The 12,573-nt window shown below is 35.5% G+C and carries 17 protein-coding genes; 8 read left to right on the top strand and 9 right to left on the bottom strand.

From position 1 onward, the window contains the following. Positions 1-276 precede the first annotated feature (276 nt). Together AA980_RS17905 and AA980_RS27280 are read right to left on the bottom strand one after the other, a co-directional pair. Entirely contained in the window at positions 277-894 is a 618-nt protein-coding gene (locus AA980_RS17905) for a TetR/AcrR family transcriptional regulator (RefSeq protein ID WP_024028841.1), read from the bottom strand. 351 nt (positions 895-1,245) lie between these two features. Then, a complete protein-coding gene (locus AA980_RS27280) occupies positions 1,246-1,395 on the bottom strand; it encodes a hypothetical protein (protein WP_156351186.1) in 150 nt (49 codons plus the stop codon). 290 nt (positions 1,396-1,685) lie between these two features. Here AA980_RS27280 and AA980_RS17900 point away from each other — a divergent pair, with 290 nt between their 5' ends. Continuing rightward, the gene (locus tag AA980_RS17900) at positions 1,686-2,102 is read left to right on the top strand and encodes a hypothetical protein (protein WP_034724194.1); all 417 of its coding nucleotides are present in this window, start codon (positions 1,686-1,688) and stop codon (positions 2,100-2,102) included. Positions 2,103-2,266: 164 nt separating this feature from the next. Here the strand turns inward: AA980_RS17900 and AA980_RS17895 are convergent, their stop codons facing one another. Next, a complete protein-coding gene (locus AA980_RS17895) occupies positions 2,267-2,641 on the bottom strand; it encodes a hypothetical protein (protein WP_024028843.1) in 375 nt (124 codons plus the stop codon). A 1,009-nt stretch (positions 2,642-3,650) separates the two neighbouring features. On the opposite strand from AA980_RS17895, the gene AA980_RS17890 reads away from it, so the two are divergent. After that, entirely contained in the window at positions 3,651-3,878 is a 228-nt protein-coding gene (locus AA980_RS17890) for a heterocycloanthracin/sonorensin family bacteriocin (protein WP_024028845.1), read from the top strand. A gap of 250 nt (positions 3,879-4,128) precedes the next feature. Here the strand turns inward: AA980_RS17890 and AA980_RS17885 are convergent, their stop codons facing one another. Next, entirely contained in the window at positions 4,129-4,647 is a 519-nt protein-coding gene (locus AA980_RS17885) for a GNAT family N-acetyltransferase (protein ID WP_024028846.1), read from the bottom strand. Between the two features lie 522 nt (positions 4,648-5,169). Here AA980_RS17885 and AA980_RS17880 point away from each other — a divergent pair. The 5 genes from AA980_RS17880 to AA980_RS17860 all read left to right on the top strand — a co-directional run bounded on the left by AA980_RS17880 (position 5,170) and on the right by AA980_RS17860 (position 9,564). Further along, positions 5,170-6,198, top strand: a complete 1,029-nt coding sequence (locus AA980_RS17880) for an ArsR/SmtB family transcription factor (protein WP_024028847.1) — start codon at positions 5,170-5,172, stop codon at positions 6,196-6,198. Next, the gene (locus tag AA980_RS17875) at positions 6,198-7,007 is read left to right on the top strand and encodes an ABC transporter permease (protein WP_024028848.1); all 810 of its coding nucleotides are present in this window, start codon (positions 6,198-6,200) and stop codon (positions 7,005-7,007) included. The genes AA980_RS17880 and AA980_RS17875 overlap by 1 nt, the downstream gene beginning before the upstream one ends. Before the next feature lie 12 nt (positions 7,008-7,019). Next, positions 7,020-7,997 carry an ABC transporter ATP-binding protein gene (locus AA980_RS17870; protein WP_024028849.1) on the top strand — a complete coding sequence of 326 codons (978 nt, stop codon included), beginning with the start codon at positions 7,020-7,022 and terminating at the stop codon, positions 7,995-7,997. Then, positions 7,994-8,806, top strand: a complete 813-nt coding sequence (locus AA980_RS17865; RefSeq protein ID WP_024028850.1) for an ABC transporter permease — start codon at positions 7,994-7,996, stop codon at positions 8,804-8,806. Before AA980_RS17870 ends, AA980_RS17865 begins: the two co-directional genes overlap by 4 nt. Before the next feature lie 227 nt (positions 8,807-9,033). Further along, positions 9,034-9,564: a cupin domain-containing protein gene (locus tag AA980_RS17860; protein ID WP_047771798.1), complete on the top strand. Its 531-nt coding sequence runs from the start codon at positions 9,034-9,036 to the stop codon at positions 9,562-9,564. Between the two features lie 76 nt (positions 9,565-9,640). On the opposite strand, the gene AA980_RS27020 is transcribed toward AA980_RS17860, so the two are convergent. Next, complete coding sequence (locus AA980_RS27020) at positions 9,641-9,868, bottom strand: hypothetical protein (RefSeq protein WP_152681176.1); 228 nt, start codon at positions 9,866-9,868, stop codon at positions 9,641-9,643. A gap of 128 nt (positions 9,869-9,996) precedes the next feature. Here AA980_RS27020 and AA980_RS27890 point away from each other — a divergent pair, with 128 nt between their 5' ends. Further along, positions 9,997-10,149 (top strand): YjcZ family sporulation protein, encoded by a 153-nt coding sequence (locus tag AA980_RS27890; protein WP_235815157.1) that lies wholly within the window; start codon positions 9,997-9,999, stop codon positions 10,147-10,149. Here the strand turns inward: AA980_RS27890 and AA980_RS28165 are convergent. The 4 genes from AA980_RS28165 to AA980_RS17850 form a co-directional block, all read right to left on the bottom strand. Next, positions 10,142-10,204: a hypothetical protein gene (locus tag AA980_RS28165; RefSeq protein ID WP_328586697.1), complete on the bottom strand. Its 63-nt coding sequence runs from the start codon at positions 10,202-10,204 to the stop codon at positions 10,142-10,144. The genes AA980_RS27890 and AA980_RS28165 overlap by 8 nt on opposite strands. Continuing rightward, on the bottom strand, positions 10,176-10,283 hold the full coding sequence (locus AA980_RS27885; protein ID WP_024028805.1) for a hypothetical protein: 108 nt from the start codon (positions 10,281-10,283) through the stop codon (positions 10,176-10,178). The genes AA980_RS28165 and AA980_RS27885 overlap by 29 nt, the downstream gene beginning before the upstream one ends. 131 nt (positions 10,284-10,414) lie before the next feature. Beyond that, positions 10,415-10,693: a hypothetical protein gene (locus AA980_RS17855; protein WP_024028804.1), complete on the bottom strand. Its 279-nt coding sequence runs from the start codon at positions 10,691-10,693 to the stop codon at positions 10,415-10,417. Positions 10,694-11,095: 402 nt separating this feature from the next. Then, positions 11,096-12,094, bottom strand: a complete 999-nt coding sequence (locus AA980_RS17850) for an FUSC family protein (protein ID WP_024028803.1) — start codon at positions 12,092-12,094, stop codon at positions 11,096-11,098. Between the last annotated feature and the right edge of the window lie 479 nt (positions 12,095-12,573).

Here is a 12,573-nt window from a genome sequence, read left to right as displayed (position 1 = left end):
ACTATATTTTGGACATAATGTTAAGAAAAAATATATATTTATTATTAGATTTTCTCGAAATAGCTAGTTTCAGCCCACAATGCGAAAAAATAAAAAAGCATGCCTTTCATAGTATTGTTTGATTGCAAAACAACAATAGAAAGTCATACTTTTTCATACGCAGAATAAACACAAATTCTACCAAAATTGAAGCTTAACGATAAGTTTTTAAACAAGTAACAATTATTTATGACATCATGTCAAATTGTTTCAGCTTATCAATCTATCCGTTCTTTTTTAAAAATATATCGCATCAACATACATTGTAGTTAAGGAAGATGCAATTTCTTCAAGTGAAAAATTACTTTTATTAAAAACAATTTCCCATTGGTATATTTCGTTTGAGAAGAACCAGCTTCTAGCCACAATTTCTGCCTTTAAATCCGTCCGAGCCAGCCCTTTAAATTGGGAATAGGTAATATCTTTTGTAATACTTTGGATAAATTTCAGCCTAATTTCTTCCCATTTTTGATGCACAATAGGGGAGAGACCAATCGCCTCTGAAAAAACTTTCATAATATCTCTTTCGGTATCAGCTATTTTCAGGAAATTTAATACTTGGCTTAAAATGATCTCTTTTGCATTTTCCTTCGATAAAGGGAAAAATGGGCTGTTCGCAATCGCAAAGAATTTGGACATCACATTTTCCATTAATACAATTAATAGGTCATCTTTTCCTTTAAAATGACCATAGAAAGTGCCATAGCCGATATTTGCTTGTGCCATTATTTGTTTAACCGTTGTATTTCTAAAGCCTTCTCGTAAAAAAACAACGTGTGCAGCTTTGATGATTTTATTTCGGGTTATTATGGACCTTAAATGTCTGCCGTCTTCGAGGTTATTATTCTCTCTCACCGTAATTCACCTATCAATTCTACTACTTCTCAATGAATAGTATTTTACCTTCATCATAGCGAAAAAGAATAAAAAACTCCACCAGATTTACAAATGGCGAAGTTTTTCAGTTTCAAGGATTCTTTGGACCCGAAATCCACTCTAACGTCCAGGTAGACGGGTGATAATATGACCTGTATTAATAATCGTAACTATTATTCTATATTTCCTCTTTAATATCAGTTAGGTGACTGCCCATAATGGTTTAATTTTATCCATTCGTTATAAGATAATGGAATTTCAAACACATGTTCATCTAAACCTTTTTGGTATACAGGCATAAATTCCTCTTCGTTTTCTTTAACCCATTGTTCAAATGATTGTTTTTAAATCTTTAGCAGTTATCTTTTCTGTATCATTAGTAGTTGTTTTTCCTGTATCTTTAGCAAAAGCTTTCGGAATAACAAAGGCACTTCCTAATATTACGATCAAAATCGATAAAGTTAGTAAAATATTTTTCACCTATGAATTACCCCTCTCCTAAATTTCAGATAATGATTTAACTTTTCCTAACTCCTTTTCTAAACGAAGGTTTCCCCAAGTTCGATTATATGCTCCTTATTCATCGGCCCTCTTCTATAAGTAATTTATGTATCATTTAGTGTAATTTTACACCCTATTCAATCTGTTTTCAACTCTATTTTTTTCCTAATCAATAAAAGAAAAAAGACGTTCGTAGCTGTTGTGGATAAGACTAATTGAAGATGCGAAATCTAACAGTAAAAATTATAGGAGTGTGCATCGTGAAAAAAATGATTGTTCTCTTTACGATTTTATTAATGTTTGCCACAGATAACTTGGTCAATGCTAAACCTCCAGAGCCCAAGGAAATTAAACCTTATGCAGAAGACTGGTATGTTACACCAGAAGATATTATTAGAGATATTATATTTCCAGCAATAGATAAAAGGGTAATAAAAGAGTATGGAGGAAAAGAGGCTTCTGGTTTTGGCTGGCAGCAACAGAGGATTGTTAATATTATTTATAACAACAATCATTCTTATGATATTTCAATAAGAATTCAAGTTCCTAACAGGAACAATAATCCATTTGAATATGCAAAAGACTTGGTTAAAGTAAGAGTATCTCCATCTTGTGATAGTCCTAAAATTGGATGTAGCCATGGCTTTAAGGTAGAAGTATTAGACTACAAACATTTAAATGAATAAATCATATTTAGAATTGAACTTATTCAGCTAAAGGGTGCTTTTCCTACGGGTGGTGCCAGGCACCAAAATGAGAATTATAATGAATCTAGAACACTTATGACATATTTTTGAGCACTAGTCACTTACGACATAATTCCACTCACTTATTACCTATTTTTCAGAACTTACGACATTTCATGGATATTAATTGGTAATTCCCTCGAGCAACGAGAACTTACGTCATAGTTCTCATTTGGAGTAAAGTTTAGTAATACCATTTCTCCATTATCAAATTCTAACAACTCGTAAGTTTGAAAGTTTGTGCCAGAACTCATTATGTCATTTACCTTTTTTAATGTCTCATCTGGTATATATTCCTTACGTCCTTGAGCAATGAGAGATTTAGCAAGTGCATAATTCTCTGTTCTTACTGCTTCTTTGAATGATAATCCTATATCTGTAGGACTCTCATTGCCAGTCTGTTTTTCATAAATAACCATAAAACCTAATATAAGATTTAGCAAGACAGATACAACTATAACTATATTTTTAGTTTTCAATAATTCTCCCCCTCTGTAATTACCTGGTTTTCTTGTTCTGCACTTTACTACCCAATTAGTTGAAAAAAGAATAGAACGCCGTTTGTCAGATAAGAAATAGCCGCCAATAATGGCAGCCTGATCTAAAACTAATCTCTGTTTCCTTTGTAATTATTTCTACACCAACTATTAAAATGTGAGACTTCAGAAACTAATAAGCCTCCCAACAACCACGGTAATAACGTGTAAGTCACCTTGTCACTAAAAAGCACAACCGCTAAGCTGCCTATTCCAAACGCTAATAGCATCCACAAATAATCTTTATATCTATATTGGAAGTACCCCTTTGTTTCCCTTAATCTTAAGCTCATAAAATCACCCTTCTAATTATTTGAATTATTTTTACATTAACACTTTATGGTACTTTGTCTTATTGATCAAAAAAATCAGTCAAGAACGCCGTAAGTTGCATATTAAAAAGCCGCCAATTAAGGCAGCCTGATCTTAAGTAAACACCGTTTAGTTGAAAAACCATTTCTAATATGCATTGATTTATTTGAATGCTAGGCTTTGTTTTTTTGCACGTTTTTCTGTATTACCAAGCCTTTAGCTCAATAAGAAAAAAGGAGATACCGCCGCAACTCCTTGTTCCACTCAAGCCCCCGATAGTTTAGGTGTAATACTTCACAATCATGCTCCGACACAAACTAGGGCAGTAGTCCACCTCTCGTTCCTAACAAGAATAAGGTTGACGGGGTTCCTTCCTTTTCAAAAGCAAATCTTCCCCTTAAAGAGATCTTTCGTTGAGAATTAAAACAAGTTGAATAAAATTAATCCCCATCGTTACTTCCAGACACAACATTTTATGAAGCTTTTAACATAAAATAGGCTTTTAAATCAGTAACAGTCACCTAAAAGTAAGCATATTTTGTTGAAGAGAGTACACGTAGTATCTCTTAATTACACTTCATTCAAATCTCTTGTTAGATGTCAGTATAACCTAATTATTAAATAAACAGGGGAGGTAAAAATGTTCAATTATCATAATGAACTTCATACTTTAGGAATGGATCCATTCCATGTTGGCCGGTTAATTCCTATGGGTCCTCAGAGTCAGGATTTGAGATTATTTGTCGGTATGCGTTGCGGTGGCATGATGTGTGGCGGCATGATGTGCGGTGGCATGATGTGCGGCGGCATGATGTGTGGCGGCATGATGTGCGGCGGCATGATGTGCGGTGGTATGGGCTTTATTTAGTTGGTTTAGCTGTTTTGGAGGTTGGTAAATCTTCAACAAATGCTTTATTATGAAAAGAAGTGTCCCCGCAAACTGCCGCGTGGGCACTTCTTTGGTGTATATGATATGGAAATATTATAGTACATTAAATATAGTTTACAATGGTAAAGAAAAGAATTCCTCTTTCGCTAAACTGTAGTTAGTTGAAGAAGTTCCATAAAAATAAGCGTTAATCCTTCTTGGATTAACGGACACTTTAGTTGAATTGTTTCTAATTCTTTCTTATACATTTTTGATATTTATTATGACCATCCGTTAAATCAACAAGTTCAAATTCATTAATCTTATAAAAGTTATTTAATTTACTATTATCAGCAACACAATCCAATCTAAGATATTCATTGTCACTTCCAATGTTTTGTATCCAAGCCAAAATACTTCTACCTAAACCTTTGTTCATATATGTAGGAATAATTGCAAGTCTATGTAAGTAAAGTGATTTTGAGGTAATATCCTCACCCCAAATATGCCTGTCCCATTCACTTTGTTTAGATAAAAGTGTAAATGTAGCCACAATATCGTTATCTTTTAAAACAATATACGTTTCTTGATTGGTTATCGCTTGTTCAATTTCTTCATCGTCACCTCCATCTAACAGAAACCTCCATTGGTTTATCTCATTATCTTTCATCCATAGAGCGATCCGTTTTAACATTTTAATAACTTTACTACTATCGTCATTCGTAGCATTTTTTATATTGAACCCTTCAAGGCACTCAATGTAAACCAATATCATTTCCTCCTTTTATCTTTCATTTTCGAACCACGTTAATTCTGTTTTTTATATTTTTTCTCTATTATCAAAATAATAATAGTTATTAATAAGCCAGATATAGCTGTTATATCTTTCGCTTGATTGTTTTTTGAAAAGAAATTAACTAAAAAAATTATTAGCATGATAAAAAGTATAATGACCCTAGTATTATTCTTTATAATTTTCATAACAATGCAACTCCTTTTGAATTTTGAAATTTCACGAGAGGCACTTCCTACTAACTAAAAAAATACCAATATTTAACATTCAAGTATGAGCTTCAGATTTCCTTCTTTAAAAGCTTCGTTTGTTCATTAAGTTTAAGCGTTTACTTATATTTAATAATATCAGAACGCCATTCCTTCTTTATAACTTTATCAATCAACAAACCTAATAAATGATTGACAAATGGATGGCTGTTACTTAGAATATTGAATAATTTTGCAAAATTATCAATTTGATTCGTTATATAACGAATCAAATAAAAGGAAGTCGACAATGGAAGATTTAAATCTCTGGTTAAAAAAACATGTACGGATCATTTACTCTCCCTTTCGGGAACTAATCACAAGTTTGCATGTTTTGTCTAATCCCGCTCATCACCTGACGAGGCAAGAATGGGCAGAAAAAATGAAAAGGACCATGTCTCCGGAAATTTGGGATGCGGTCAGTTACTTTGGTCAGATCAGCAATGAATGGTTAAACTTTCTTGATTTAGATGATTATTTACAACTTCAGGAAAAGCATGTAGAAGAATCAATCGAGCGGTTAAAACAACTATCTACAGACGATTTTCTCTCCCTTCTCCTTGGAAAGCGTGCCCATATTTCGACAGCCGCTTCTACCTTGGTTGAATTGGAAGTACATGAAAAACCTTTATATTTCCGGGAGAAGCTGTGCGACTTTTTATATGAGTATCACCAAAATCATTTTGCTAGGGAATTGTTCAGGGTTGAACCATGGCTAATTAAATCGGTTTATGATTTAAAGAGTGCATTTGAAGTCAATCCTTGTCATGCGATGAACAAGATTCATCCGCGGTTCAAGCTTGATTTGAAGTCTGTTAGGTTTTACAAAGCAGAGACCTGGATTTTTTCGTATGAAGAAATCAATACTTTAACGGTTTATCCTTCCAGTTTCATCGCTCCCCATCTGCTCGTAGGATTGGAAGCTCCTCATATTATTGTTTATATGCAGGTACCCCTTCCGGATGAAAGGATGGAAAATGCCGTTCCTGAGGATTTGCTTTCGATACTATCGGCACTTGGAGACAGAACAAGGATGAAGCTTCTTAAATTGATGCATCATCATCCCTATTGCACACAGCAGTTAACCGATTCGACCGGTTTGGCAAAAGCCACGATATCGAAGCATTTAAAAACCCTCGAGAAGTCGGGGTTAATCACGGGCGAGAGGCATGGTTATTTTGTTTTTTATCAAGCAAACGAAAACATTTTGGACCAATTAAAGGTCGATCTAAACCAGTTTTTTGATCAGCCTTATGTTGGCTATAAGGAGGAAACATAATGTGGCTGCCATTTTCTGCTACGTTCCAGCGAAATTACCTGGTCATGAAGCGGGCATTTCCATGGTCGTTCTTTTTAGGTCATATCTTAAGCGGATTCTATATTATTATCTTTGCATATCTAAGCTACTTTTTTGTTTTTAAGAAGGATTTATCCAGCAGTTTTTCTACATATGCCGGTACGAATGATTATCTTTCTTATGTAATTTTGGGAGGGCTCCTTTATTCCTTTTCCGTCTCCCTCCTTATGATTGCAAGTCGGGCTCTGATCACCGAGCTGAGGGAAGGTACACTTGAATCCCTCCTTCTTACCCCCTCATCACGAAAGGGGTATTTTCTAGGGTATGTTGCACAGGGGTTGATGAGGGTCTGTGTTGAATTTGCGGTGATCACAAGTGCAGGGTATTTCTTTGGTCTTCATTTGCATCATATAAATTGGCCGGGTGTCCTTAGCGTTCTTGTCATCCTGGTTGCGGCTACTTTCTCTCAGGCATTGGTACTCGGTTCCTTTATGCTGTATTTCAGAGATACATATATCACACAAAACACTTTGTTTGTGATGATGGGATTGGTTTGCAGCATCACCTTCCCTGCCAGTTTTTTGCCGGATGGATTAAGGTGGATTGGGAATATCATGCCGTTAACCTATGGAGTAGACGCATTAAGGATGGTATGGATCGAAGGAAAACCGTTAGTGGAGACAATACAGCTCCTATGGAAAATGATCATCCTTGGATTGGTCTATTTTCCTATCGGTTCTTTCCTTATTAAAAGAATGGAGAAATACGTATTAGAAAAGCATTTTGGATAGGGAGTGTAAAAAGTGATTGAAGCAAAAGGAATAGGAAAGGTTTATTCAGTAAAAAAGAAGAAAAGCTTTTTTCGGTCAGAAAAGCAAATAGTGCGGGCAGTAAACGGTCTTAATTTAACCATTAATGAGGGCGAAATTGTTGGCTTGCTCGGCTTAAATGGCGCTGGCAAAACAACTACGATTAAAATGCTTAGTACTTTGTTAAATCCATCAGAGGGCACGATTACAGTTGACGGCCTAGATGCTGTTCAGGATGCCATCCAGGTGAAAGCAATGGTAAACATGATTGCCGGAGGAGAAAGAATGCTGTATTGGCGGTTGACAGGAGCTGAAAACCTCCGCTACTTTGGCAAACTTTATGGATTATCGGGCAATGCTTTAGAAAAAAGGATCAAGTATTTGCTTGATATAGTGGGGTTAACGAATGCTTCCGATACTCCTGTTGAATTGTATTCAAAAGGCATGAAGCAAAGGCTTCAAATTGCCCGCGGACTTATTAATGACCCCAAGTATTTATTTCTAGATGAGCCAACACTTGGTCTTGACGCCCCGGTTGCCAAACAACTAAGAGGAATGGTTAAGACACTAGCCAAGTCAGATCGCAAAGGGATTCTTTTAACAAGCCACTATCTGGAAGAAGTAGAGGAGCTTTGCGATAGGGTCTATATTATCGAAAAAGGCTCTTTAATTCTACACGATACTCCTGAAAATATTACAGCTTCGGTGGTAAAAGATTATCATGTTACGATTGAAACAAGCGTCCTGTCCGCTCCGGTACAATACAGAATGAAGCAGGGCCTCATTGGCTGCACATTAGGATTCACTGAAAATGCCGATTCTACGGTTATGCAAATTAAGGCTCCTTTTGATCCTACTGCTCAGATTATTGATCTATGTGTGAAAGAATCCGTGTCCATCCAAAAGCTTGAGCTAAAGCGGCCTCGCCTGGAAGATGCTATTCTTGCTTTAGCGAAGGAGAAATCCGCATGAGAATCCTTTCCATTTTGCAGGCAGAAGTAGTGAAAAGCCACCAGCATAACTTTCACAATAAGCTTATTTATTTTTCATTGCTCATATGGCCGGCACTTTTATTTGTGACAGCCTATTATTCTTTTAAACCATTTAATTTGTCCAGCTCAAGTCAGCTCTCCAAATACATGGATGTTAACCAAATTACGATGTATCTGCTAACAGGCTATATGTGTTATATCTACTTTTGGAGCCTTGTTCAATCGGCATGGAATATGTCATACGAACGGCAGGCAGGAACGCTTGAGCTTATATTCTTGACTCCCGTTCCCCGCCTGACTGTCATGTTCGCCAGAGCGGCAGGTAATATGCTAGAAGCTGTATGGCTGTTCACTGCATTCACCCTTCTTGTCCTTTTGACAACCGGCCACGCAGGTGAAATTCACTGGTGGAATGTGCCAGTAGCCTTCATCCTGCTAAGCATATCGGCAATTGTCTGGGGGGGCTTCCTGAATATCGTCTTTTTATTTTCTCGAGATGCAGGAATTTTGTTCACGATCTTCGAGGAACCAATGCAGTTTTTCTCAGGTGTAAGGATCCCCGTCCTAGCATTTCCGTTATGGGGGAAAATCATTGCCTTCTTCTTCCCGTTAACCTATGTTCTTGAAATTTTCCGGGATCTTGTACTTAACGGCAAAGGATTGGTCGAATTGGGAGAACAATCCTTTATACTATTTTGTGTTCTCGCCCTTTTATGTACAGCTTCCGTATTCCTATTAAAAAAGGCAGAAATACACGCAAAGGAAACTGGAAATATGGTTCTTTTTTAACAAAAGCTGTTTTTGTTTTAGCAGCAGGACAATCTTACCCACAGTGTTTCTGGCTATTAATTTTACTGTACTAACTGGAAGGTTAGTTGAAAATTGTGTTTATCTTTTCTTCAATAATTCCATTAAATTGACCAACTGTTTTGGGCTAAGTTCGCCCTGTATATAAGAACATTCCCATAAAATAGTCATACGATAATTTGTATAAACCTGTGAAGGGATTGAATTAGATGTCCTATTCTCCTTGGATGTATCCATACCCATTTCAACCTAATGTTTATTGTACTAATGTCCCAATGTATAATAATTATATAAGACAGCCTGATTACTGGAATATTTATGACAGCGCAAGAAATAAGGTAAAAGATTATGGGCGGAAACCATTTGTAGTCAATATTAATGAGGCGGCGAAGCATAACAATACCTATCGTACCGCTTTGTGGACAGGAAATCATTTGCAAGTTACATTGATGAGTCTTAATGTTGGTGAAGACATCGGTTTAGAAATTCACCCAAACATTGACCAATTCTTACGGATTGAAAAAGGGCAAGGAGTTGTGCAAATGGGCAAGAGAAAAGATAATTTAAACTTTGTTCAAAAAGTTTATGATGATTCTGCCATTATGATACCTGCTGGCACCTGGCATAATCTAACCAATACAGGTAATATCCCTTTAAAACTTTATTCTATATATGCTCCTCCGCAACATCCATCTGGTACGGTTCATTTAACTAAAGCACAGGCTTTAGCGGCGGAATAATAGAATTCTAATTAATACCTTCTTTTACGAACGGGGGCTTTACTTCAAAGAGGAGTAAAGCCTTTTTGTTGTTCCACTAACGAGCAGTTGGCGTTCTCCAAGATGGAATCCCATAATGAACAAAACCTGTCGTTGGTTGCTGAATATATGGAATTAAGTGATTGTGATTGGGAAAATGATGATTGGAATAATGATGATTGGAATGGTAGATAGAAGGAGTGTGACTGAGAATTTTATGATTATATTGAGCAATACAAGCTTCAGGATGTCCAGGCATTGGACCAGTTGTAATATGATGAGTCAATTCTAACACCTCTTAAAATTAGTTTTACTTTATATTATGAGTATCTATTAACTTTGTTTGTATTATCAAATAAATTCTCAAAAAAATAAACGAATTCATCATATTGATGGAGTTTATAGATTTGGAAGGTGCTTGTTAAAGTTTTTGCATTAATCGTTGTATTATTCATTCTTCTAATTATTATAGGAGCGTCCTTTATGGGCTCTCTAACTACTCCATCACGAGTGGTCACAATAGGTGATCTATTCGCCCGCAAATTATATTTTTTACCTTTTACGTGATTTCACCAGTCGCCATGCTGCCGTCCTCATTGAGGTAGTACCACTTGTCCTTCACGGAGCCATCCAATCCGCATGTCACCATTAGGATTTAGATAGTCCCATTTGCCTTTAATGAATTGCCATCCTGTGAGCATTTCACCGTAATCATCAAGATAGTACCAGCATTCTTTATCAAGTAATTGGCGAAGCGGGAATTTAGAAAAATTAAAAGTTAGGCCAACGAAATTTGCAAATAAAAACCCCTCGGCTATAGAGGGGAAAAGCCCTATATATTACGGTATAAAGTAAATCCTCTCCTTTTTAACATTCCTCCGACACCAATGAATGGTTTGAAGTCTTGATCAAAGATCTGCCCATCGATTCTTCCATTGATAGTACTTAGATTATTTGTAATTACATTATTAATACCATAATTCCCACCAATGCTTTGATTATACTGCCTGTTGGCGTCCATTCCATTAATAACAGTTTCACCAACGTTGATTGCTGCATTGGGTTGGGGAGAGTTTACAAAAAGAACTCCTATTTTTATAATTGAAGGCAAGCTTTTTATCCTCCCATCTTGCTCAGTCTTAACAAATAGTAAGTAACTATTTATTCAAGCTATTACTAATATGTATATAAATTCTAGACAAGTTTTGTCAGGGACAAACATCATTAAAAAGGATATAATCAACGTTTTTCCTAAGAAATGCAATAAGCCCTATTCACTAGATAGTGGCAATTCCATTTTCTTAACTATTTCCGTCATATTATTTCCATCCAACATCACCTTTTCAAAAGTACCCCCGAATGGCAGTTGTGGAAAAACCTAGTAAAATTAACAAGATTGCAATCGAATTTTTTGAGGATAACTTTATTAACATTGTTAATACTCCTCATATAATCCCATTATGGGTTTTTGAAATTACACTGGATACTCACAATATCAAAATATGCATGATTGTTAATTCTTTAACCGTGATAAGGGAAGACGAGGAGACTGTTTAAGTGTTGATATAAGATGTTGCCCGTGCCAAATAGCTGTGAAGTAAAATTTATCATTTGGAAATGTTTCATTAAATAAAACATCTGAAATTGCTTTTTCCTCATTCCAATTACGAAGTGATGCCTCTAATATTAAAAAATTTTGCACCCATAATTTCATAACTTCTTTTGATAACGAACCAGATTTTCTCCACTCCTCCATTATTTTGAACAGGACCTCTATATCGGCATTCATTTGTTTCAATGTTTTAAACAGAAAATCTCCCTCAATTATTTGTTGTTTACTTTTTTTTAACAAAGGGTTAAATTTTACACTTAATTGGGCTTGGTTAATCTTTTTTTCAATTTCGAATAATTTATTACGTAATTGATTAAATTCTTCATTGAAATAATTTTTATGAGGTGCCCCTGCTTCCAACCATGTTCCCAAAGATTTCAGCATATAAGCTAATTTATTTGGTAGTTCCTCAATTTCTGCTATTGCACCTTTTGTAAGATTAGGAAGGTGAATAAATATAAGTAGTAGCAAAGCTACCACCACTCCAATAATTGAATCTCGAATTCGATCAATCCCATATCCAGGGAGTTTATGTTCAAATTCAAGAACAAGCAAAACGCTGAGAGCAATTTGATGAAGGCTTGTTGCATTTGCCCCTAAAATAAGTGGAATTATAAGACTTACCAACATTATAATAGCGATTGACCATCCGTTTGCATGTAAAGAAGGTGCAAGAATAGAAACCGTTACACCACCAATTATCGTACCAACAATTCTTGCTATTCCAAATCTTATGGACTTAATAAGAGTTGCCTGTAAACACAGAATAAGTGAGATGGGGGCTAAATATGGGTACTTTGAACCAAATAAAATAGCTAATTCCCACGAAATGGATGAACCAATTACCATTTTGAAACACAAACTTATTTTATGTTGGAACGATAGTTTTTTGTTATTCACATAGCTACCTCCTGATATATTACCTTAGTTATTATTTTGTTTTGGTTAACACTATTTATACAGATGTTTGTTCTTAACCACACTCGCAATTTGTAACCTAAACCAAACAAACCAAGATTCAGGTGTGCTATTACTAAAGAAGCAGGATATTTCAATTATTATAAGAATTCCTACATATTCAAGGCTTCCATTAAATAATATACTAGGGATATTTTTCTTGTAAAAGGAGGCTCAATTATATGAATAACTTTAATTCTATTTGTGAACAATTTGCTAAGATTCTTGCTTTCATTCTCTGTGGTGAAGCGATGATTTTTCGATTCATGGATGGCTAACGGGTGCTTTAGCACAGTAATGAATAAAATTTTTAAGCCTAAAATATGCAAGTTTTCATGCACAACTTGCACATTTTAGGCTTATTTTTATTCATATAACATACTCCGATAGAAGCACTTCAGGGAATAAAAATGTAAATGATC

Source organism: Neobacillus vireti, from assembly GCF_001026695.1.
Classification (GTDB): Bacteria; Bacillota; Bacilli; order Bacillales; family Cytobacillaceae; genus Neobacillus; species Neobacillus vireti.
The sequence above is the reverse complement of the archived record's forward strand: the minus strand, read 5'-3'. Positions and strand labels throughout refer to the sequence as shown.